The following is a 21,979-nucleotide window of genomic DNA, read 5'->3' on the forward strand; positions in this document are numbered from 1 at the left end:
CGTACCGGTAGCGGGTGGTGGCGCCGGTCGGCTCGGTGACCGAGGTGCGCCGGCCGGCCGCGTCGTAGGTCTGGCGCCAGGTCAGGCCGCCCGGTCGGGTGATCTCGGTGGGCAGGCTGGTGTCGCCGAAGTACGCCGCGGTGGACCGCTCGCCGTCCGGGCGGGTGACGGCGGTCAGGTCGCCGACGCCGTCGTGGGCGAAGTGCGTGGTGCGGCCGAGCGGGTCGGTGCGCGACAGCAGCCGGTCGTGCGCGTCGCGTTCGAAGCGGGTGGTGTTCCGAGCGGGTCGGTGATCGCGGTGATCTGGTGGCGCTCGTTGACGGTGTAGGTGGTGGTGTGCCCGAGGGCGTTGGTCTCCGTGGTGGTCCGCAGACCGGTGTCCGGGTCCGGCTCGCCGTACTCGAAGTGAAAGCGCAGGGTGCCGTCGGCGGCGCCCTCGTCGGTGACCCGGTCCCGGGCGTCGTAGGTGTAGCGGTACTCGGTGCCGTTGCGGTCGGTCCAGGCGGTGATCCGGCCGGCGGCGTCGTTGCCGAACCGCAGCGGCCTTCCGGAGGAGTCGTAGACCGAGCTCAGGTGCCCGTCGGTGTAGCCGTACCGGGCCAGCAGCAGGTCGCGGCCCTCCTCGCCCGCGCCGGCCAGGCGCAGCGCGGTGATCCGGCCGCCGTCGACGGTCACCAGTACCTGGTAGCCGCCGGAGTGGGTGAGCGAGAGCGGGACGCCGTCGGCGTCGTGGACGAGGTCCACCCGGTGGCCGGAACGGTCCCGGACGGCGGTCAGCAGGGCGACGTCCCCGGCCGGGCGGCGGGTGAACTCCTTGACCAGGCCCCCGGCGCGGTCGGTCAGCGTGTAGCCGCCGCCGTCCGGGGCGAGCGCGAGGTCCAGCCGGGCGCCGGCGCCGGCCCGGCTGGGCTCGCCGGGCGCGGGGTGCGGGTACGCCTGGGCGGTGCGGTCGGGGGTGAGGTGGACGACGCCCTCGGCGTCGATCTCCAGCCGCTCGTCGAAGGTGCAGGCCCACGTCGGGCCCATCCACCAGCCGGCCCGGTGGTCCGACTCGTAGGAGCGCTTGAACAGCAGCGGCAGCGCGCCGGGCAGGGCGACGTCCTGCTGCTCGATGAACATCACGCCGGTCGCCACGTCGACCGGCTCGCCGCCCTGGCAGCGCGACTCGGGCGGCCGGCCCGGCCGGTGCGGGTCCGCCACCCGCTCGCGGCCCCGGCCCTCGTTGTGCGGGGCGGACCCGCGCCCGCCGCCGCCCGAACGGGGGTGCGGGACGCCGTCCCTGCCCTCGCCCTTGAGGATCTTCTCCAGGTCCTTGACGTGCTTCTGCTCGATCTCGCGGGTGTTCTTGGCGACGGTCCTCAGGTTGTCGCCGGCCTTGCGGTAGAAGGACTTCAACGCCTTGCCGGCGTCCTCGGCGAGTGTCTTGCCGAGCTTCTGCGCGCCGTGTTCGAGTGCTTTGACGATCTGGTTGCTCACTCGAAGCTCACTCCCGCGATCTTCGACTGGAAGACCTGGGCGTGGCCGGCGACGGTCTCGGCGTGGTCGTGCATCGTGCGGGCGTGTTCGTCCAGGGCGTCGGGGTCGATGCGGAAGCCGGTGCCGCCCGCGCCGGCGGCGGAGACGCCGAGCGCGCCTTCGGCGGCCTGGAAGACCATGCCCTGGACGGCGTTGGCGACGGTGTCCACCAGCGGGTTGATGGCGGCTTCCACCACCTGGCCGATGACGTACTGCTCCAGTTGTTGTTCCAGGTAGTTGATCAGGCGTTTGGCGGCCTCCTCGATCAGGAGGACCGCGGCTTCGGCCGCGCCGAGGGTGGCGATCGCGGCGGCCTGGTCGGCGACGAACGCGGCGGCCAGCGCGACCAGTTCGGCGATGGTCTCCACCTTCATCGCCACGATCACGTCCGCCGCCGCGTCCAGTGCCTGCGCCACCACGTGGCAGGCCTGGACGAGTTCGTTCAGGTGCTGGTCGGAGACGGCCGCCCACTTGGTGAGCAGCGCCTCGTAGGAGGCGCCCTCGTAGGCCTGGCCCAGTTGCTGGACGGTCGCCGTGGACTGCTGGTGCGAGGCGTCCACGTTCTCCGCGAACTCCCGTACGTGGCCCGCGAACTCGCGGACCTTGTCCTCGTTCACCGTCGGCCAGTTGATGCCGATGATCGAGAGGAAGTCCACCACCTCGCCGGGCAGTTCGATCGCCATGGTGCCCCCGTTTTCCTGACCTGCGCGTGTGCGTGGGTGCCAAAATACCCGGACGTACCGACCGGCGGAACGGTTGCCGGGCGGCACGGGCGCCGGTGCGGTCGCTCAGCCGGTCGGTCGGCCAGCCGGGCGGACGGTCGGTCAGCCGGGCGGACGGTCGGTCAGCCGGCCGGGCGGACGGTCACCACCGGCTCGTGGCGGACCGGGAAGTTCACCGAGGAGGCGATGAAGCAGTCCCGGGACGCCGGGCCGTGCAGGGCCAGCGCCTGCGCGCGCATCGACTCCTCGGCGACCTCGATCCGCGGGCGGAGCACCACCTCGGTGAACCGGCCGCCGTTGCCCTCGGTGCGCATGGTGCCGGTGGAGTCGTCCGCGTAGGAGCGCACCACGACGCCGTTGACCGCGCAGTGGTGCAGGTAGGAGAGCAGGTGGCACTGGGCGAGCGCGGCCAGCAGCAGCTGCTCCGGGTTCCACCGGGAGCGGTCGCCGCGGAAGGTCGGGTCGGCGCTGCCCAGGACGTCCGGCAGGCCCTCGGCCGAGACCGTGTGGTCCCGGGCGTAGGAGCGGTAGTGGTCGGTGCCGGTGCCGAGGTCGCCGGTCCACTCGACCCGGACCGCGTAGTGGTGGTCGTGGGAGAAGGCCATGCGGGTCACTCCGTGTCGTCGGGCGCGGCCGGTCGGTCGGCCGCGCAGGTGTCCAGGACGTGCCGGCGGGCCGCCGCCGCGGCGGCGGCCCCGTCCCCGGCGGTGATCGCGGCGAGCAGGTCGCGGTGCTGGGCGTCGACCAGGGCGGTGCGTCCGGGCGGGCCGAGGGTGCGCCGGGTGGAGACCTGGATCTGGTCCCACAGCCGGTCCAGGCTGTGCAGCGCCACCGGGTTGGCCGCCAGCTCGGCGACCTGCCGGTGGAAGGCCCGGTTCAGCCGCACCGCCGCGGTCAACTCCCCGTCCACGGTGGCCCGGTGGGTGCGGTCGGCGAGCGCGGCCAGGTCGGCCAGCTCGGCCGGGGCCAGCCGCCCCGCCCGCTGCCGCTCGGCCGCCAGCTCGGCCGTCAGCGCCTCCAGCGCGGCCCGCACCCGGTAGACGTGCACCAGCTCCGCGCCGTCCAGCCGCACCACCCGCACGCCCCGCCCGGCCGGGGCCAGCAGCCCGTCCGAGGCCAGCGCCCGGAACGCCTCCCGCACCGGCGTGCGGCTCACCCCCAGCGCCCCGGCGACCTCCATCTCGCCCAGCCGGGAGCCCGGCGGGTAGTGGCCGTCCAGGATCAGTTCCCGCAGTCGCACGCGGGTGCTCTCGGTCTGCACCGGGCCAGCGTAGAGCGCTGCATGCATTGCATGCAATGACCCTGCGCGTGCGGCACAGTCGCAGGTGGGGAACTCGGTGGGGCGCCGACGGCCCGGTCCGCTATATTCGCGCAGCCTCGACCAGTTTCACTCGCAGGGGGAACAGCCATGCCGCTCGACCAGGAGGGCACCGGGAAGGACGGCCCGGACGACGCCCGGGCCGACGCCCGGGCCGACGCCCGGGACGGCGCTCCGGCCGCCCCGCCTGCCCTCTCGCTGGAGAAGCCCGCCGCCGGGGCCGCTGAGGCGGGGCCGGGGGCGCAGATGGAGGCGGAGGCGGGCGCCGAGCCGACCGCTGAGGCCCAGCGGACCGTCCCCGCCGTCTCCTTCGCGAAGCGCGACACCGCCGAGCCCGCTGCCGCCGCCGCGCCCGTCGCCGACACCGTGCCCGTCGCCGACACCGTGTCCGCTGCGGATGCCGCCGCCGCGCCCGTCGCCCCGCAGCCGGTCAACCCGTGGGCGGTGCCCGCCCCCGGTGCAGCCGCCGAGGCAGCCGCCGCGACTCCCGCTCCCGCTCCCGCGCCCGCGCCCGCTCCCGCCGCCAACCCGTGGGCGGCCCCCGCACCCGGCGCCACGGCCTCCGCGGCCCCCGCGGCCGGTGCGGCGGAGACCGGTGCGCCCGCGCCCGCCGCCAACCCGTGGGCCCCCGCCCCGGACGGCCGGCAGCCGTGGGGGAGCGGCGCCTTCCCGCCCCGCAGGGCCCGTACCCCGGCCCGGGCCCGTACCCGGGCCAGGTGCCCGGCCAGGTGCCGGGTCAGTTCGGGGCGCCCGGCTACCCGGCGTTCCCGCAGCAGCGGTCGCTGTACACCAACGGGCTGGCCATCGCCTCGCTGGTGGTGAGCTTCCTGTGCTTCTTCGGCACCGCCGCCGTCATCATGGGCCCGATCGCGCTGCGCCAGATCAAGCGGACCGGCGAGCGCGGCCGGGGCCTGGCGATCTCGGCCATCGTGATCGGCTCGATCTGGGCGGTGCTCTTCGCGGTCGTGCTGGTCGCCAACGCCCTCGACCCGGCCTCCGGCCAGGACGACGGCGACGGCCGCCCGACCTCCACCCGCCACGGTTCCGCGGTGGTGCCGGCCGCCTCCGCGCTGCGGCTGGAGGTCGGCGAGTGCTTCGACCTGGTCGGGACGCTGGTGACCAAGCGGGTCGACTGCGCGCAGCCGCACAAGGGCGAGGTCTTCTGGACCGGCATCCCGGTCGAGACGGGCGACTACCCGGCCACGAGCGTGCTGGAGGACGAGGCGGAGAAGGGCTGCACCGACCACGTCGACCAGTACGTGATGGACACCTGGACGCTCGGCGACTCGCTGGACTACCGCTACGTCTACCCCGACCGGAACAGCTGGGACGCGGTCGGCGGCCGACGGCTGGTCTGCTTCTTCACCGACAGCAAGCCGCTCACCGCCCCGCTGCGCAAGGACCAGACCACCCTGACCTCCGACCAGCTGCACCTGCTGCTGGCCACCAACCAGTTCGACCGGGCCTGGGCCGAGGCCCCGAACGAGGACCTCGACGTCGCGGACGACCCGGCGGCGTTCCGCACCTGGGCCGACGGGCTGGCCGCCGCCGCCGACAAGCAGGCCGCGCTGCTCGCCGGGGCGCAGTGGACCACCGCCGACCGGAAGACCGTCGACCGGCTGGTGGGCGAGTCCCGGGAGGCCGCCCGGCACTTCCGGGCCGCCGGGAAGCTGACCGGCGCCGAGGACATCGAACGCGAGCTGACGGCCGGCTACCAGCACCTGGGCGACGACCTGATCCTCGACCTGCGCCGCGGGCTGGGCCTGGCCACCCACGACCAGGAGCCCGCCAAGCACCCCTCGAACCAGGCGGTCTGACCCCGCCGCGTCCCGTGCCGCCCCACCGGGGCCGGGTGACACCCCGTCACCCGGCCCCGGCCGCGTCCGGCCCGGGTCACCCGCCCGCGCCCGGGTTCAGCCCCGCCCGGCCGCCCGCCCGGCCGCCCACGCGGCGGCGTGCCGGACCAGCCGGGCGGGCAGCGCGGGCGCGCCGGTCCAGTGCAGGTGCAGGTAGGAGGCGTGCACCGAGCCGTGCAGGTGGCCCTCGGTGTGCGGGCCGGCGGGGGTGCGCCAGCCCCAGGCGGGGGACGGGCCGGCCGCCGGGTCGGTGGCGGTGCGGTGGAACTCGTGGCCGCGCACCCGGGTGCCGGCCGCCGCCAGCGGCGAGTCGGCGAGCGCCACCGCCTCCCGGTAGCCGAGGGTCAGCCGGGGCGTCATCCGGGCCGTGGAGTCCAGCACCCCGCACATCGGCAGGCCGTCCAACTCCCGTCCCAGGTACAGCAGTCCGGCGCACTCGCCGACCACCGGCGCACCGCTCGCGGCCAGGTCGGCGACCGCCCCGCGCAGCGCCGCGTTGGCGCTCAGCTCGGTGACGTACACCTCGGGGAAGCCGCCGCCGATCACCAGCGCGGCCGTCCGCTCGGGCAGCCGCTCGTCGTGCAGCGGGTCGAACGGCACCACCTCGGCCCCGGCGGCGGCCAGCAGTTCGGCGTTCTCCGCGTACGAGAAGGAGAACGCCGCGCCGCCCGCCAGCGCGACCCGCGGCCGGGGCCCGGTGAGCGGCTCGACCTCGGCCGCCGGGTCCCAGGGCGCGGCGGACAGCGGCGGGGCGGTGCGGGCCAGCGCCAGCACCGCGTCCAGGTCCACGGACCGGCCGACGAGTTCGCCCATCTCGCGCACCGCCCGCAGCGCCTCGGCGGAACGCTCCACGGCCGGGACCAGGCCCAGGTGCCGGGACGGCGTGTCGACCGCCCCGGCCCGGCGCACCGCGCCCAGCACCGGCACCCCGGAGCCCTCCTCCAGGGCTTCGCGCAGCAGCGTCTCGTGCCGGTCGGAGGCGACCTTGTTCAGGATCACCCCGGCCAGCCGGACCTCCGGGTCCCAGGACGCGAAGCCGTGCACCAGCGCCGCCACCGAGCGGGACTGCGAGGAGGCGTCCACCACCAGCACCACCGGCGCCCGCAGCAGCTTCGCCACCTGCGCCGTGGACGCCAGTTCGCCCCGCCCGGCCGCCCCGTCGTACAGGCCCATCACGCCCTCGACCACCGCGACGTCCGCCCCGGCCGCGCCGTGCGCGAACAGCGGGGCGATCCGCTCCGGGCCGCTCATCCAGGCGTCCAGGTTGCGGCCCGGGCGCCCGGCGGCCAGCGCGTGGTAGCCGGGGTCGATGTAGTCCGGGCCGACCTTGTGCGGGGAGACCGCCAGCCCGCGCGCGGCCAGCGCCGCGATCAGTCCGGTGGCCACCGTGGTCTTGCCCGCCCCCGAGGAGGGCGCGGCGACCACCAGGCGGGGTATCACGTCGTTCAACTCGCTACCACTCGATACCGCGCTGGCCCTTGCGGCCCGCGTCCATCGGATGCTTCACCTTGGTCATCTCGGTGACCAGGTCGGCCAGTTCGAGCAGCGGCTCGGGCGCGTACCGGCCGGTCACCACCACGTGCTGGCTGCCCGGGCGGTCCCGCAGCACCCCGACCACCTCGGCCACGTCGATCCACCCCCAGTGCAGCGGGTAGGTGAACTCGTCCAGCACGTAGAACCGGTACGTCTCGGCCGCCAGGTCCCGCTTGACCTGTTCCCAGCCCTCCCGGGCCGCCTCCTCGGAGGACTCGATGTCGCGCTGCACCCAGGACCAGCCCGAGCCCATCTTGTGCCAGGCCACCGTGCCGCCCTGCCCGGACTCGCCGAGCACCCGCAGCGCGTTCTCCTCGCCGACCTTCCACTTGGCCGACTTCACGAACTGGAACACCCCGACCGGCCAGCCCTGGTTCCAGGCCCGCAGCGCCATCCCGAACGCCGCCGTGGACTTCCCCTTGCCCGGCCCGGTGTGCACCGCCGTGATCGGCAGCGTCCGCCGCTGCCGGGTGGTCAGCCCGTCGTCCGGGACGTTCTCCGCCACTCCCTTGGGCATGTCGCTCACGCCGCCTTTCGCATCGTCGTCATGGTCGTCCGGGTCTCCCGCACCAGCGAGGCCACGCCCTCGGCCCGCAGTTCCTCCAGGCTCACCGCGTCACCGTTCAGGTGCGCCGCCAACTCGCGTGCCAGGCCCAGCCGGACGGGGCCGGACTCGCAGTCCAGCACCACCGCGGCCACGCCCTGCGCGGCCAGCAGCCCGGCCGCCCGGCGGGCCCGCGCCAGCGCGTCCTTGCCGCCGGTGGCCCGGCCGTCGGTCACCACCACCAGCAGCGGACGCCGGTCCGGGTCGCGCAGCCGCTCCACCCGCAGCACCTCGTGCGCCCGCAGCAGGCCCGCCTCCAACGGCGTCCGGCCGCCGGTCGGCAGCTGCTCCAGCCGGGCCGCGCCCACCTCCACCGAGGAGGTCGGCGGCAGTGCCAGCTCCGCGTCCGCGCCCCGGAAGGTCACCATGCCGATCTTGTCGCGCCGCTGGTAGGCGTCCATCAGCAGCGACAGCACAGCGCCCTTGACGGCCGTCATCCGCTGCCGGGCCGCCATCGACCCCGAGGCGTCCACCACGAACAGCACCAGGTTCGACTCCCGCCCCCGGCGGACCTGCTCGCGCAGGTCGTCCCGGCGCAGCACCAGCGCCCGGCCGCTGCGCCCGCGCGCCGCCTGGTGCGGCGCCGCCGCGCGCAGCGTCGCGCTCAGGTGCAGCCGGGAGAGCCGGCCCCGCGGGCGGCGCGCCCGGATGGTGTGCCCGGCGTCCGTCTCGGCGGGGGAGCGGCGACCCTGCGCGCCCCGTCCCGTCCCGTCCACCTTGAACAGCCGCGTCCGGTAGGGCTGTTCGGACGCCACCGGCGCCGACTCCCGCCCGCCGCCCGGGCGCTGCCGCGGCGGGGCGGGCGCCTCGGTCGGACCCTCCTGCGCGGGCAGGTCGTCGGGACCGGACGGCTCCGGCGCGCCGCCACCGCCGTCCGGCCCGCCGCCGTCGCCGCCGTCGCCGCCGTCCGGGCCGCCACCGTTCTCCGGTCCGCCGCCGTCCGGGCCACCGTCCGGGCCGTCGTCCTCCGGCGGGCCCTGGGGCTCCTCCGGCTCCTCCGGCCGGTGCTCGGCCAGCGTCCGGTCCAACTGCTCCTCGTCCAGCCCGGGCGCGTCGAACGGGTTGCGCCGCCGCCGGTGCGGCAGCGCCAGCCGGGCGGCGGTGCGGACGTCCTCCTCCCGCACCTCGGTGCGGCCCGCCCAGGCGGCCAGCGCCACCGCCGTGCGCGCCATCACGATGTCCGCCCGCAGGCCGTCCACCTCGAACGCCGCGCAGACGGCGGTGATCTGACGCAGCGCCAGGTCGGAGAGCTCCACCTGCGGCAGCAACTCCCGGGCGGCGGTGATCCGTTCGGCCAGTTCCCGCTCCCGGTCGGCCCAGCGCGCCGCGAAGCCGGTCGGGTCGGCGTCGTAGCCGAGCCGCCGGCGCACCACCTCGGCGCGCTCGTCCGCGTCCCGGGTCGCCGCGACCTCCACCGTCAGGCCGAACCGGTCCAGCAGCTGCGGGCGCAGCTCGCCCTCCTCCGGGTTCATCGTCCCGACCAGCAGGAACCGCGCCGCGTGCCGCACCGACACGCCCTCGCGCTCCACGTACGAGCGGCCCATCGCCGCCGCGTCCAGCAGCAGGTCCACCAGGTGGTCCTGGAGCAGGTTCACCTCGTCGATGTACAGCACCCCGCGGTGCGCCTTCGCCAGCAGGCCCGGCTCGTACGCCTTCACGCCCTCGGCCAGCGCCCGCTCCAGGTCCAGCGAGCCGACCACTCGATCCTCGGAGACGCCCACCGGCAACTCCACCAGGAACGCGGGCCGTTCGGCACCCGCCGCCCCCTGGTGCGGCCCGTCCGGGCACTGCGGGTCCACCGCCGCCGGGTCGCAGGCGAACCGGCAGCCCGCCACCACGTCGATCGACGGCAGCAGCCCCGCCAGGGCCCGCACCATCGTCGACTTCGCGGTCCCCTTCTCGCCGCGCACCAGCACCCCGCCCACGGCCGGCGAGACCGCGTTCAGCAGCAGCCCCAGCCGCAGGTCGTCCATGCCCACGATCGCCGTGAACGGATAACGGGCCTCGGTCACTTGGCACTCCCCATCTCCAGTGGGGCCGGAGCCCCGGGCGGCACGAACGGCAGACCCGCCGGTGCCCCGTTCTCGATCAGCTTCCACAGCGCGTCCGTGTCGGCGTGCTCCGCGACCAAGTCGCCCAGTGCGTCCAGCCGTTGTTCGCGGGCGGCGGCGAAGCAGGTGTCCGGCGCCGGGACGAAGGACCGCCCGGCGGCGCGGGCCGCCTCGGCCAGGAACGCCCGCCGGAACGCGTCGTTCTCCAGCACGCCGTGCCAGGTCGTCCCCCACACCGCGCCGGTGCGGCAGCCGTCCAGCGGTCGGCCGGCGGCGTCCGCGACGAACGGCTCGCCGCCCTCCACCGCCACCACGCCGTGGTGGATCTCGTACCCCTCCACCCGCTCGCCCAGCGCCACCCCCGACGGCCGGGCCAGCACCTTCTCGGCGCCGAACACCACCCGGGTCGGCAGCAGCCCCAGGCCGTCCACCGCACCGGCCTTCGACTCCACCTCGTCGACGATCTCCCGCCCCAGCATCTGGTACCCGCCGCACACCCCCAGCACCGGCAGCCCCGCCGCGACCCGGGCCGCCAGCGGCTCCGCCAGCCCCTGCGCCCGCAGCCACGCCAGGTCGGCGACGGTGGCCCGGGTGCCCGGCAGCACCACCAGGTCGGCGTCGGCCAGCTCCTCCGGGCGGGTCGCCCAGCGCACCAGCACGCCCGGCTCCTGCGCCAGCGCGTCCACGTCCGTGAAGTTCGACAGCCGCGGGAAGCGCACCACCGCGACCCGCAGCACCTGCGCCCCCACCGGCGCGCCCGCCGCCGGGCGCGCCGCGACCGAAGCCAGGTCCAGCGAGTCCTCCGCGTCCAGCCACAGCCCCTGGAGCATCGGGAACGTCCCCAGCACCGGGCGGCCGGTCAGCTGCCGCAGCATCTCCAGGCCCGGCGCCAGCAGCCGGGCGTCCCCGCGGAACTTGTTGACCAGCCACCCCGCGACCAGCGACTGGTCGTCCGGCGACAGCAGCGCCAGCGTCCCGAACATCGACGCGAACACCCCGCCGCGGTCGATGTCCCCGACCACCACCACCGGCAGCCGGGCCGCCGAGGCCAGCCCCATGTTGGCGATGTCCCGGTCCCGCAGGTTGATCTCCGCCGGGGAGCCCGCGCCCTCGCACACCACCACGTCGAACCGCGACCGCAGGTCCGCCAGGCACTCCAGCGCCCGCTCCAGCAGGACGGGCTTGCGCTCCCGGTAGTCCAGCGCCCCGACCTCCGCCACCGCCCGCCCCAGCAGCACCACCTGACTGCGCCCGTCGGCCCCCGGCTTCAGCAGCACCGGGTTCATCGCCGCCTCCGGCGCCACCCCCGCCGCCTGCGCCTGCATCGCCTGCGCCCGCCCGATCTCCGCCCCGTCGACCGTCACGAAGGAGTTCAGCGACATGTTCTGCGCCTTGAACGGCGCCACCCGCACCCCCTGCCGGGCCAGCCACCGGCAGATCCCCGCCGTCACCACGCTCTTCCCCGCATCCGAGGTCGTACCGGCCACCAGCAGCGCGCCGTTCACGGCAGGACTCCTTCACAACGGAGGGGAAGAGGGGAGGGCGCAGCGGCCCGGACGGGACGCGGGAAACGACGGACGGAGGCGGGCGGTCCGCCGGAACGGGCCGGAGCCGGAGCCGGTCGCCCCGCCCGCGCGCGCCGCGCGCTCGGGTTCACCCGCGCCGCCCGGCCAGGACGGCCCGCGCGGCGAGCGTCGTGGCGAGGGCGAGCGCGCCGACCCGGCGCGAGAGGCGGCAGGCCCGTTCGATGTCGGGGGCGCCGACCGGCGGCAGCTCCGCGCCGAGGACCGGCCGGTGCTCGACCCGCTCGCCGTAGCGCAGCGTCCCGCCCAGCCGGACGCCCAGCGCGCCCGCGAACGCGGCCTCCGCCTGGCCCGCGTTGGGGCTCGGGTGCGCGGAGCCGTCCCGCCGCCAGACCCGCCAGGTCCGCCCGGGCGCGCCGGACGCGGCGACGGTGAGCAGCGCGGTCAGCCGGGCGCCCGGCCAGCCCGCGACGTCGTCCAGCCGGGCCGCGGCCCAGCCGAAGCGGCGGTAGCGCGCCGACCGGTGCCCGACCATCGCGTCCAGCGTGTTGACGGCCCGGAAGGCCAGCAGCCCCGGCACGCCCGCCACGCCGCCCCACACCAGGGCGTTGACCACCGCGTCGGCGGTGTTCTCGGCGACCGACTCGACCACCGCCCGGGCCACCTGCCGCTCGTCCAGGCCGGACGGGTCGCGCCCGCACAGGTGCGGCAGCCGCTCCCGGGCCCCGGCCAGGTCGCCGTCCGCCAGCGAGCGCCCGATCGTCCGGGCCTCCCGGGTCAGCGACGTCCCGCCCAGCACCGTGAAGGCCGCCGCGGCGGCCAGCGCCCCCGCCGCGAGCGGCGAGCGCCGCGCCGCCCGGACGGCCAGCCCCGCGCCGCCCGCGACCGCGCCGACCGCGAGCGCGGTGTGCAGCGCCCCGGCCCCGCGGTGGTCGTGCCACAGGCTGCGCTCCAGCCGGGCCGCGGCGGTGCCGAACAGGGCGACGGGGTGGCCGCGCCGGGGATCTCCGAACCGGGCGTCCGCGAGGTATCCCGCGGCCGCGCCCACCAGGTACGGGGCTGCCCCCATGGCGTTGTGTCCTCACTCAGGGTCCGCGCCCCGGATCGACGGAACGGGGGCCAGAGTCTCCTGACTTCCGGTCACCCCGCGCGGGGTGTTCCGGTCACAGTGGCGGGACCGCGCCGGACTCGCACCGGCTTCCTCTGCTTGCCTCCGTTTGGCCCGAAGATCCCACCACGCCCGCTTCGGGGCAGTCAACCGAGCCGGCGGAGGGTTTGGTCACACCCCGGACCGGGCCCCGCCGGGCGGGTCGGCGGGGCAAGGTGCCAGCTCAGGAGGGGTGTGCGGCGGGCGCGCCGGCGCCGCCCTCCCGGCCGTCCCGGTGGTCCGGGCCGTCCGGGCCGTCGCGCAGCGAGCGGACCATGCTCCGCAGGCTCCGGAGCGCGTCCGACCGCTCGGCCTCGGTCATGCCCGCCAGCATCCTGACCTCGACGGACCGGACCGCCGCGCTGGCCCGCTCCAGGCTCCGCCGCCCCCGGGGGGTGAGCCGGGCGGGCAGGGCCTTCCCGACCGGGGGCTCCGCGGGCCTGGTCACGTAGCCGTCCCGCTCCAGGTTCTGGAGCAGCACGTTCATCGACTGCCGGGTCACGAACGCGCCGCGCGCCAGCTCGGAGTTGGACAGGCCCGGCCGCTGGGCCAGCAGTTCGAGGCAGGAGTAGTGCGTCACCGTCATGCCGAGCGGCCGCAGCACCTCCTCCATGGCCGAGCGCAGGACGCTCGACGCCTCCTTCAGCAGGTAGCCCAGTGAGCTGTCCAGGTCGATGCCGGGGCCGGGGCCGCTTTGACTCATGTCAGTAGTCTGACATACGTTGGTGCGTGTCAGGAATCTGACACGAAGGAAAGGAGCACCGCCATGCCCGCCACCGGCCCCGACTTCCTCTCGCTGCAGGCCCGCGACCTCGCCGCCTCGCAGGCGTTCTACGAGCGCTACCTCGGCCTCGTCCGCTCACCCGCCGGACCGCCGCACGCCGTCGTCTTCGCGACCCGGCCGATCGCGTTCGCCCTCCGCGAGCTCGTCCCCGGCACCGACCTCGACTCCGCCGCCCGGCCCGGCATCGGCACCGCGATCTGGCTGCACGCCACCGACGTCCAGACCGTCCACGACGCCCTCGCCGCCGACGGCCACACCATCGTCTCCGCGCCGATCGACGGCCCCTTCGGCCGGACCTTCACCTTCGCCGACCCCGACGGCTACCACGTCACCCTCCACGACCGCGCCTGAGACCGCGCCCGAACCCGCGTCCGACCGGCCGGCGGCTCGGCCTCCGCGTGCGAGCGGCTGGTCCCGGGGGAGCGGGGACGGCCCGCGCGCGCCAACTCGCCAGCCTCGACGCATGATGACCTGCGTAGTGGAGTACGTGATCGATCCGGCGCAGATCGAAGCCTTCGAGAGGTTCGGGCGCCGCTGGATGGAGTTGGTCAACCGGCACGGCGGCACGCACCACGGCTACTTCCTGCCGGCGGAGGGCGCCAGCGACAAGGCGCTCGCCCTCTTCAGCTTCCCCAGCCTCGCAGCCTACGAGCAGTACCGGACCCTGTTCGGCAAGGACCCCGATTTCGTCGAAGCGGACCGCATCAGGGACGACAGCGGCTGCGTCCTGCGCTACGAACGCACCTTCATGCGCCCGCTCCTGCCGGACCCCTCCCCGTGACCCGGGACGGACATCCTCCCGCGCCCCCGCCGCCGCCCTTCCGGCGCCGGCACACCGCGGGCCTCGGCCCTGCCGCTCCTGCCCGACGGACCGGCAGATCCCGGCTGCCTCACCGGCCGGACCACCCACGATCCGACCGGGCGGTCGCCATCGGACCGCGTACGGCAGCGAAGCGCCGGACCTGAAGGCCGTCCGCGCCCGGTCAATCCCGGGTGCGACGACCGCGCCGTCCCGTCACCCGCCGCGCCGCCCCGATTCGCCGTCCGTCCTGCGGGCAGGTGGACTGGGAGGACAGGACCGCCAGGACCCGGGAGACCGCCATGCGTTGGGGAACCGCCGCCGTCGTCGCAGCCGCCGCCGCAGGAACCGGAGCGGCGGCCTTCCTGCTGCTCGGCCGGAGAGTGTCGGACCGGGTGGTGCGCCCCGACCCGGCGCGCGGGGCGTTCGGGCCCGCGCCGATGAAGGTGAAGGTGCACGCGCTGGGGCCCGGGCGGGTGGTGCTGACCGCCACCCCGGACACCCTGCGCCCCGGCCACTACGCGCTGGAGTGGGGCGGGGGCGGCCACGCCGTGGTGGGCGAGGTGCTGGACAACGCCGGCGACCGGGTCGTCCGGCGGCTGGAGCGCGCCGACGGCGGCACCCTGGCGGTGGGCACCGAGGTCCGGGTCACCCCGCGGGTGCTGCTCGGCGACCCGCGCACCGCCCTCGGCCTGGACTACGCGGAGGTCGCGGTGGCCGGCGAACTCGGCGACCTCCCGGCCTGGCGCACCGCCGGCATCCGCGGCACCTGGGTGGTCCTGGTGCACGGCCCGGGCGTCGACCGCGAGCAGGCGCTGCCGGTGCTGCCGCTGCTGCACGCGCTGCGGCTGCCCACGCTGTCCGTCAGCTACCGCGGCGACGCGGGCACGCCCGCCCCGCCCGACGGCCTGGGCCACTTCGGCGAGACCGAGTGGCAGGACGTCGACGTCGCCGTCCGGTACGCGCTCGCCCAGGGCGCCACCAAGGTGGTGCTGTACGGCTGGTCGGTCGGCGCGACGATCGCCCTGCACACCGCGGCCCGCTCCACCTGGCGCGACCGGATCGCCGGACTGGTGCTGGACTCCCCGGTGCTGGACTGGTCCGAGACCGTCCGCCGGGGCACCACCCGGAGCTGGTCGTCCCCCGCCCTCGGCGAACTCGGCACCCTCGCCGCCCAGGGCCGCACCGGCGTCGACCTCGCCGACTTCGCCCGGATCGCCTCCGGTGCCGACCTGGCCTCGCCCGCGCTGCTGCTGCACAGCCCCGACGACCCGGTCGCCCCGTGGAGCGCCGCCCGGCGCCTGGCCGAGGGCCGCGACGACCTGGTCAGCCTGCACCCGGTGCCGCACGCCGAGCACGCCGCCCTGTGGAACGCCGACCCGGACGGGTACACCGAGGCGCTGCGCCGCTTCCTCACCCCGCTGCTGTGAGCCCCGCCCCCGCGAACCCGCCGCGCTGCCGCGAACCCGCCGCGCTGCCGCGAACCCGCCCCGCCCCGCGAACCCGCCGCGCGGGTGGGAACCGGAGCGCCGCCCACCGCGTCTCCGTCTCGGAGCGGTCACGATATCCGCCATGTCCACGTCGAAAAGCGGAGTGATTCCTCCCGTTTCGCGGCGACTCGTCCCCCACCGTTCGAGCCGTTCGGACATCGGGCCGAGACAGCGCGGCAGTCGATGTGACAGAAGGCCCGTACAAGGGGAAGACTGCACGGCGTGACGTCTCGGAACCCGCGCGACCGTGATGCCCCGCACCCGCCCCACCGCACCGGTGCGACGGTGACCCGTCTGCCCGGAACGGCGGCCGTCGGTCGTGCGGAGGGCACCCCACCCGCCGCCGCCACCCGCCGCCGGGTCCCCGCGAAGCCGGGGCGCGGCCGGGCGCCCGTGCCGGACGGCTTCCCCGCCCCCTCCGAGCTCGCCCCGCTGGCCCGCCGGATGCTGGCCGACGCCGTCCGCGTCGCCCGCTGGGCCGGCGAGCTCTCCGAGGTCGACAAGCGCGGCGAACTGCTCCCCGACGACGCCCGCGCCGCCGGGCGCGCCCTGGCGATGACCGTGGGCGCCGCCGCCAACGCCTGGGGCCAGGCCCTGCTGGTCGGCCTGGTCGAACTCCGCGACGGCGGCGCCGGCCCCGGCTGGCGGCTGCACGCCTGGGAGCACGACGACGAGGCGGTGGTCCGCGGCTGGTCCGCGCTGTTCGACGCCTGGACGCTGCTCGCCCCCGTCCCGCCCGCCGCGCTGCGCGGCGTCTTCGCCCAGCTGGCCGGGCAGGCCGTCGACCAGGCCCCCCAGCTGCTGTCCTTCCTGCACCTGGTGGACGGCCCGGTCGCCGACAGCGAACTGCTCGAACTGCTCCGCCGCGGCCTCGACGAGCGCCGCCTCGGCCCCAGCTCCGGCACCTTCCCGCTGTCGCCCGTCCCGCACGCCGCGTTCGCGGTCTCCGCCGTCCGCGGCACCTGCCGCGAGCCGCAGATCGACACCCCGCACTCGCCCGCCGACGTCGCCGCCGTGCTCGACTGGATGCTCGACGGCCTGGCCGCCGTCGGCGCGCTCGGCCGCCGCGACGAGGCCGCCGAGCTCTCGCCGCTCGGCCACTGGGCGGTCCGGGCCAAGCTGGAGGAGATCTGCACCGTCGCGCAGACCGCCGCCGGCCACATCGAGCAGAGCGCCGCCGAGCTGCTCAGCGCCTGCGCCGACTACAGCCCCGGCCCGGCCCGCGCCGAGTTCCGGGCCTGGGTCGCCGCCCGCCCCGCCGACCGCGCCGTCGCCGAGCTGCTGGAGGCCGCCCGCGGTGAGGACGCGCTGGTCCGCGGCCTCGCCTTCGAGGCGCTGCGGGTGGTGGCCGGCTCCACCGCCGAGCAGGGCGTGCGGGGCGCGGTCGAGGAGGCCGTTCTGCGCCCCTACGCGCTGCTCTGGCTGGCCGAACAGCTGGACGAGGAGGGCGTGTCCCCGGCCGACGTGCTGGGCGCGGAGGACGCCGCCTGGCTGTGGGTGGACACCGCCGCCGCCGTGCTCGACCACGGCGAGACCGCGCTGCTGGTCGGCCACGTCGAGGGCGCGTCGGCCGGCGAGCCGGTCCGGCTGTTCCACCGGGCCCGCCAGTCCGGCCACCCGCGCGCCGCGAGCGTCCTGACGGCCGTCGCCTCGGTCCACCCCGACCCGGCGGTCGCCCGGGCCGCCCGCCGCAGCGCCTTCTCGGTGCACAACGGCGGCGCATAGCCGCCTCCCCGCACAGGGGAACGCGACAGCACGGAGCGCCACGGCAAGAAAAGAGCCGCCCTCCCGGAAGTTCTCCGGGAGGGCGGCTCTCTTCGCGTACCGCGGGGTGTCAGCCCCGGTTCTCCGCCCGTCGCGCCCGCACCACGCCGACCTTCTCGCCGACCTTGCGGCGGATGACCAGCAGCGGCGCCATCGCGGCCAGCGCGATCTGGGCGACCGCGCCGATGTGCATCAGCGTGTCGCCGCCGGGCAGGCCCGCCGCCCAGGAGGCGAGGCAGCCGATGGAGACCACGATCCAGGCCAGCGTCGCGGTGGCGAGCAGGCCCTGCGGCTTGGGGTACTCGATCCGGCTGACCATCAGGTAGGCCACGCCGAAGATCATCAGCAGGCCGGGGACGAACGGCGGGTCGAGCAGCACGATGGCCAGCACGGTCATCGCGCCCATCGGGCAGGGCATGCCCTGGAAGATCCCGGGCCGCATCTTGACCGCCGAGAAGCGGGCCAGCCGCAGCACCACGGCCAGCAGCACGGTCAGCGCGATGAACGCGGACAGCTGCTGGTTGGAGCCGGGGGAGACCAGGCCCCACACCGCGACGAAGTAGGCCGGCGCGATGCCGAAGCTGATCAGGTCGGCCAGGTTGTCGAGCTCGGCGCCGAGCGCGGAGGAGCGCAGCTTGCGCGCCACCAGGCCGTCGAAGAGGTCGCACATGGAGCCGATCAGCAGCAGGGTGACCGCGGTGGCGGCGCTGTGCTTGACCGGTGCGGTCGACTCGTCGGTGAGGTGCGGCATCAGGATGCCCGTGGTGATCGAGTAGATCGCCAGGAAGCCGCAGACGGCGTTGCCGAGGGTCAGGAAGTCGGCGGTGGACAGGTGCTGGGGGAGCGGGGGGCGCGCAGTTCGCGGTCCCGGGCCCAGCGTCGACGGCGGAGCTCGGTCGACTCTTCGTCGTCGAGCTCCATGAGGGTTTCCGGATCAGTCACGGTCAAGGCGAGTCACCCCGGCGGTGGTCTTCTGGCCGACCGTGACGCCGACCTCGACGCCCGCCGGCAGGTAGGTGTCGACGCGGGAGCCGAAGCGGATCAGACCGACCCGCTCGCCCTGCTCGACCTTGGTGCCGGCGTCCACGTAGGGGACGATGCGGCGGGCCACGGCACCCGCGATCTGCACCATCTCGATGTCGCCGAGCTCGGTGTCGAAGTGCCACACGACGCGCTCGTTGCGGTCGCTGTCCTTGTTGAACGCCGGGACGAACCCACCGGCGACGTGCTCGACGGACGTCACGGTGCCGGCCAGCGGCGCCCGGTTGACGTGGACGTTGAGCGGGCTCATGAAGATGGCGACGCGGGTGCGCCCGTCCGGCCACTCGTCGATCGACTGGACCACGCCGTCGGCCGGGGAGATGACCCGGCCGGCGCCGATCTCGCGCTCCGGGTCGCGGAAGAACCACAGCATGCCAGCGCTCAGGGCGCAGGCGGGCACGGCCGCCAGGGCCCACTTGCCGGAACGCCGGGTGAGGGCGGTCGTCACGGCGGCGGTGGCCAGCGTGGGAACGAACCAGGGGGTGGCGCCGCGCGCGATGGTCACGCGGGGACGGCGACCCTCGGGTCCGGGACCCTGGGCGGAGGTGTGAGGGGACGGGCTGATGGGCATCGAGGACCTTTAGTCGCGGCCCGCGCGGGGACAGTGAATCGCCCCTGGACTGGGGGCCACCGCGGGGATCGAGTGGTGTGGACGGCTGCTGTCCGGGTGGATGCTATCGGGACCTGCCCGTATATGGGCAAGCCGCCTGCTAGTCGAACTGCGCCTGCCTGCTCGGCCGAGCGCCTGCTATGCATACGACCGTAACCGGAGCGGAGCCGGTTCCCCAAGAGGTGGCGGGTCACGGGTGATTCACGTCTCAGTGACGGCGGTGTGACACGCGGTGTGCGGGGGCGGTCGACCGGCGCGTACCTGCACAAACGCGCCGGTCGACCGCCTCCAGCGCCGGTCCCGCCCCCGGGACGGCTGACCAGGCCGGGGCGGGCGCGGCGCGGTACGGACGGCGGGCCGCACGCCCACCGTCCGTACCGGGAGAGGGTCTTCAGTCGGTGAGCCGGTACTCCTCCAGCAGCCGGCGTCCCACGATCATCTTCTGGATCTCCGCCGTACCTTCACCGATCAGCAGCATCGGGGCCTCCCGGTACAGCCGCTCGATCTCGTACTCCTTGGAGAAGCCGTAGCCGCCGTGGATGCGGAAGGAGTCCTCGACGACCTCCTTGCAGTACTCGGAGGCCAGGTACTTCGCCATGCCGGCCTCCAGGTCGTTGCGCTGCCCGCTGTCCTTCTTGCGGGCGGCCATCACCATCATCTGGTGCGCTGCCTCGACCTTGGTGGCCATCTCGGCCAGCTTGAACTGGATCGCCTGGTGCTCGGCGATCCGCTTGCCGAAGGTGACCCGCTGCTGGGCGTAGGAGATGCCCAGCTCGAAGGCGCGGCGGGCCACCCCGCAGCCGCGCGCGGCCACGTTGACCCGGCCGACCTCGACGCCGTCCATCATCTGGTAGAAGCCCTTGCCGGGGACGCCGCCGAGGACCCGGTCGGCCGGGACCCGGACGTCCTGGAGCACCAACTCGGTGGTGTCGACGCCCTTGTAGCCCATCTTCTCGATCTTGCCGGGCACGGTCAGGCCGGGCACGGTCGGGTTGGCCCCGAAGCCGGGGGTCTTCTCGATCAGGAAGGTGGTCATGTTCTTGTAGGGGGTGCTGCCGCCCTCGTCGGTCTTGCAGAGCACCGCGACCAGCGAGGAGGTGCCGCCGTTGGTCAGCCACATCTTCTGGCCGTTCAGGACGTACGCGTCGCCGTCCCGGACGCCCTTGGTGGAGATCGCCGAGACGTCGGAGCCCAGGCCCGGCTCGGACATCGAGAAGGCGCCGCGCAGCTCGCCGGCCGCCATCCTCGGCAGGAAGTGCTCCTTCTGCTCCGGGGTGCCGTGCGCGTTGATCATGTGCGCCACGATGAAGTGGGTGTTGACGATGCCGGAGACCGACATCCAGCCGCGGGCGATCTCCTCCACCACCAGGGCGTAGGTGAGCAGCGACTCGCCGAGGCCGCCGTACTCCTCCGGGATGGTCAGCCCGAACAGGCCGAGCTGCTTCATCCCCTCGACGATGGCGGTCGGGTACTCGTCCCGGTGCTCCAGCTCGGTGGCGACCGGGATGATCTCCTTGTCGACGAACTCCCGCACGGTGGCGAGGATGTCCCGCTGGATCTCGGTGAGGCCGTCGGTCTGTGCGAGGCGTCCCATCGTGCGGCTCCGGAAGGGTGTGAGGGCGGAGGGGTGGGGTTGGGGGGCTCCGCGGCGCGTGGCTGCCGCGGAGCCCCCGGGAACCGGGTGGGGCGAAGGCCGATGACGGCGGCCCGCCCGTCCGGGGCTCTGGAGGGCGCTCAGGCGAGCGGCTCGGGGCGGCCGGGCTGCTCGCCGCCGCGCTCCGCCACGTACGTCGCGGTCGGCACCATCACCTTGCGGCGGAAGGTGCAGACGACGGTGCCGTCCTGGTTGTAGCCCTTGGTCTCGACGTACACGATGCCGCGATCCGGCTTCGATGTCATGCGCTTGTCGAGAACGGTGGTCTCGCCGTACAGCGTGTCGCCGTGGAAGGTCGGCGCGACGTGCCGCAGCGACTCGATCTCCAGGTTGGCGATCGCCTTGCCGGAGACGTCCGGCACCGACATGCCGAGCAGCAGCGAGTAGACGTAGTTGCCGACCACGACGTTCTTGCCCTGCACGGTGGTGGTCGCGTAGTTGGCGTCCAGGTGCAGCGGGTGGTGGTTCATGGTGAGCAGGCAGAACAGGTGGTCGTCGTACTCGGTGACCGTCTTGCCGGGCCAGTGCTTGTAGACCGCGCCGACCTCGAACTCCTCGTAGGTGCGTCCGAACTGCATGGCTCAGGCTCCAGCCGTCTTGTCGGTAACGGGCTGTTCGAACTTGGTGGTCCGCTCCAGGCCCGCGGCCCGGCCCTTGCCCGCGATGACCAGGGCCATCTTGCGGCTGGCCTCGTCGATCATCTCGTCGCCGAGCATCGCCGAGCCCTTGGCGCCGCCGGCCTCCGAGGTACACCAGTCGTAGGCGTCCAGGATCAGCTCGGCGTGGTCGTAGTCCTCCTGGGAGGGCGAGTAGATCTCGTTCGCGGCGCCGACCTGGTCCGGGTGCAGCACCCACTTGCCGTCGAAGCCCAGCGCGGCCGAGCGGCGGGCCACCTCGCGGTAGCCCTCCTGGTTGCGGATCTGCAGGTAGGGGCCGTCGATCGCCTGGAGGTCGTTGGCCCGGGCGGCCATCAGGATGCGCATCAGGATGTAGTGGTAGGCGTCGGCGCCGTAGCCGGGCGGCTGCTCGCCGACCACCAGGGACTTCATGTTGATGGACGCCATGAAGTCGGCCGGGCCGAAGATGATGGTCTCCAGCCGGGGCGAGGCCGCGGCGATCGCGTCGACGTTGACCAGGCCCTTGGCGTTCTCGATCTGCGCCTCGATGCCGATCTTGCCGACCTCCAGGCCGACCGTCTTCTCGATCTGGGTGAGCAGCAGGTCCAGGGCGACCACCTGCTGGGCGTCCTGCACCTTGGGCAGCATGATGCAGTCCAGGTTCTGGCCGGCGCCCTCGACGACGGTGATCACGTCGCGGTAGGTCCAGTGCGTGGTCCAGTCGTTGACCCGGACGACCCGGGTCTTGCCGCCCCAGTCGCCGTTGTTGAGGGCGTCCACGATGTGGTGCCGGGCGCTCTCCTTGACCAGCGGGGCGCAGGCGTCCTCCAGGTCCAGGAAGACCTGGTCGGCCGGCAGGCCCTGGGCCTTCTCCAGGAAGCGCGGGTTGCTGCCGGGCACGGCCAGGCAGGAACGGCGCGGACGGAGGCGGTTCACGGTCGTCATGAGGAG

Annotated in this window: 21 protein-coding genes and 1 riboswitch; of the genes, 6 read left to right on the top strand and 15 right to left on the bottom strand. The window is 74.9% G+C overall.

The window, feature by feature from the left end:
• Positions 1–174 precede the first annotated feature (174 nt).
• The 4 genes from QMQ26_RS25915 to QMQ26_RS25930 all read right to left on the bottom strand — a co-directional run bounded on the left by QMQ26_RS25915 (position 175) and on the right by QMQ26_RS25930 (position 3,498).
• Positions 175–1,476 (bottom strand): DUF6531 domain-containing protein, encoded by a 1,302-nt coding sequence (locus QMQ26_RS25915; protein WP_282202853.1) that lies wholly within the window; start codon positions 1,474–1,476, stop codon positions 175–177.
• Positions 1,473–2,198, bottom strand: a complete 726-nt coding sequence (locus tag QMQ26_RS25920) for a WXG100-like domain-containing protein (RefSeq protein WP_100840196.1) — start codon at positions 2,196–2,198, stop codon at positions 1,473–1,475. The genes QMQ26_RS25915 and QMQ26_RS25920 overlap by 4 nt, the downstream gene beginning before the upstream one ends.
• 161 nt (positions 2,199–2,359) lie before the next feature.
• Positions 2,360–2,842, bottom strand: a complete 483-nt coding sequence (locus QMQ26_RS25925; protein ID WP_100840195.1) for an OsmC family protein — start codon at positions 2,840–2,842, stop codon at positions 2,360–2,362.
• 5 nt (positions 2,843–2,847) lie between these two features.
• On the bottom strand, positions 2,848–3,498 hold the full coding sequence (locus QMQ26_RS25930) for a GntR family transcriptional regulator (RefSeq protein ID WP_282202854.1): 651 nt from the start codon (positions 3,496–3,498) through the stop codon (positions 2,848–2,850).
• Positions 3,499–3,645: 147 nt separating this feature from the next.
• Between QMQ26_RS25930 and QMQ26_RS25935 the strand changes: the two genes are divergently transcribed.
• On the top strand, positions 3,646–4,377 hold the full coding sequence (locus QMQ26_RS25935; protein ID WP_282202855.1) for a hypothetical protein: 732 nt from the start codon (positions 3,646–3,648) through the stop codon (positions 4,375–4,377).
• Positions 4,284–5,372, top strand: coding sequence for a DUF4190 domain-containing protein (locus tag QMQ26_RS25940; RefSeq protein WP_282202856.1), 1,089 nt, complete (start codon positions 4,284–4,286; stop codon positions 5,370–5,372). The genes QMQ26_RS25935 and QMQ26_RS25940 overlap by 94 nt, the downstream gene beginning before the upstream one ends.
• Before the next feature lie 96 nt (positions 5,373–5,468).
• Here QMQ26_RS25940 and QMQ26_RS25945 read toward each other — a convergent pair whose 3' ends face one another.
• The 6 genes from QMQ26_RS25945 to QMQ26_RS25970 form a co-directional block, all read right to left on the bottom strand.
• Positions 5,469–6,851: a cobyrinate a,c-diamide synthase gene (locus QMQ26_RS25945; RefSeq protein WP_404814208.1), complete on the bottom strand. Its 1,383-nt coding sequence runs from the start codon at positions 6,849–6,851 to the stop codon at positions 5,469–5,471.
• A 13-nt stretch (positions 6,852–6,864) separates the two neighbouring features.
• The gene (gene cobO, locus QMQ26_RS25950; protein ID WP_282206615.1) at positions 6,865–7,461 is read right to left on the bottom strand and encodes a cob(I)yrinic acid a,c-diamide adenosyltransferase; all 597 of its coding nucleotides are present in this window, start codon (positions 7,459–7,461) and stop codon (positions 6,865–6,867) included.
• A gap of 5 nt (positions 7,462–7,466) precedes the next feature.
• Entirely contained in the window at positions 7,467–9,521 is a 2,055-nt protein-coding gene (locus QMQ26_RS25955) for a putative cobaltochelatase (RefSeq protein ID WP_282206616.1), read from the bottom strand.
• Between the two features lie 35 nt (positions 9,522–9,556).
• Positions 9,557–11,104, bottom strand: a complete 1,548-nt coding sequence (locus QMQ26_RS25960; RefSeq protein ID WP_282202857.1) for a cobyric acid synthase — start codon at positions 11,102–11,104, stop codon at positions 9,557–9,559.
• Positions 11,105–11,252: 148 nt separating this feature from the next.
• Positions 11,253–12,191, bottom strand: a complete 939-nt coding sequence (locus QMQ26_RS25965) for a cobalamin biosynthesis protein (RefSeq protein ID WP_282202858.1) — start codon at positions 12,189–12,191, stop codon at positions 11,253–11,255.
• Positions 12,192–12,222: 31 nt separating this feature from the next.
• Positions 12,223–12,352, bottom strand: a riboswitch (cobalamin riboswitch).
• A 101-nt stretch (positions 12,353–12,453) separates the two neighbouring features.
• Positions 12,454–12,972 carry a MarR family winged helix-turn-helix transcriptional regulator gene (locus QMQ26_RS25970; protein WP_282202859.1) on the bottom strand — a complete coding sequence of 173 codons (519 nt, stop codon included), beginning with the start codon at positions 12,970–12,972 and terminating at the stop codon, positions 12,454–12,456.
• Between the two features lie 63 nt (positions 12,973–13,035).
• On the opposite strand from QMQ26_RS25970, the gene QMQ26_RS25975 reads away from it, so the two are divergent.
• The 4 genes from QMQ26_RS25975 to QMQ26_RS25990 all read left to right on the top strand — a co-directional run bounded on the left by QMQ26_RS25975 (position 13,036) and on the right by QMQ26_RS25990 (position 17,067).
• Entirely contained in the window at positions 13,036–13,404 is a 369-nt protein-coding gene (locus QMQ26_RS25975) for a VOC family protein (protein WP_282202860.1), read from the top strand.
• A gap of 112 nt (positions 13,405–13,516) precedes the next feature.
• Positions 13,517–13,834, top strand: a complete 318-nt coding sequence (locus tag QMQ26_RS25980) for an NIPSNAP family protein (RefSeq protein WP_282202861.1) — start codon at positions 13,517–13,519, stop codon at positions 13,832–13,834.
• Between the two features lie 320 nt (positions 13,835–14,154).
• Positions 14,155–15,282 carry an alpha/beta hydrolase family protein gene (locus tag QMQ26_RS25985; protein WP_282202862.1) on the top strand — a complete coding sequence of 376 codons (1,128 nt, stop codon included), beginning with the start codon at positions 14,155–14,157 and terminating at the stop codon, positions 15,280–15,282.
• Between the two features lie 345 nt (positions 15,283–15,627).
• Entirely contained in the window at positions 15,628–17,067 is a 1,440-nt protein-coding gene (locus QMQ26_RS25990; RefSeq protein ID WP_282202863.1) for a hypothetical protein, read from the top strand.
• Positions 17,068–17,176: 109 nt separating this feature from the next.
• Here QMQ26_RS25990 and QMQ26_RS25995 read toward each other — a convergent pair whose 3' ends face one another.
• The 5 genes from QMQ26_RS25995 to QMQ26_RS26015 all read right to left on the bottom strand — a co-directional run bounded on the left by QMQ26_RS25995 (position 17,177) and on the right by QMQ26_RS26015 (position 21,973).
• On the bottom strand, positions 17,177–17,983 hold the full coding sequence (locus tag QMQ26_RS25995) for a CDP-alcohol phosphatidyltransferase family protein (protein ID WP_404814209.1): 807 nt from the start codon (positions 17,981–17,983) through the stop codon (positions 17,177–17,179).
• 57 nt (positions 17,984–18,040) lie between these two features.
• Positions 18,041–18,718 carry a phosphatidylserine decarboxylase gene (locus QMQ26_RS26000; RefSeq protein ID WP_199847226.1) on the bottom strand — a complete coding sequence of 226 codons (678 nt, stop codon included), beginning with the start codon at positions 18,716–18,718 and terminating at the stop codon, positions 18,041–18,043.
• A 430-nt stretch (positions 18,719–19,148) separates the two neighbouring features.
• Entirely contained in the window at positions 19,149–20,351 is a 1,203-nt protein-coding gene (locus QMQ26_RS26005) for an acyl-CoA dehydrogenase family protein (RefSeq protein WP_282202864.1), read from the bottom strand.
• A gap of 140 nt (positions 20,352–20,491) precedes the next feature.
• Positions 20,492–20,989 (bottom strand): MaoC family dehydratase, encoded by a 498-nt coding sequence (locus QMQ26_RS26010; protein WP_100840182.1) that lies wholly within the window; start codon positions 20,987–20,989, stop codon positions 20,492–20,494.
• A gap of 3 nt (positions 20,990–20,992) precedes the next feature.
• Positions 20,993–21,973 (bottom strand): HpcH/HpaI aldolase/citrate lyase family protein, encoded by a 981-nt coding sequence (locus tag QMQ26_RS26015; RefSeq protein ID WP_282202865.1) that lies wholly within the window; start codon positions 21,971–21,973, stop codon positions 20,993–20,995.
• Positions 21,974–21,979 lie beyond the last annotated feature (6 nt).

It is taken from the genome of Kitasatospora fiedleri (assembly GCF_948472415.1).
GTDB classification, from domain to species: domain Bacteria; phylum Actinomycetota; class Actinomycetes; order Streptomycetales; family Streptomycetaceae; genus Kitasatospora; species Kitasatospora fiedleri.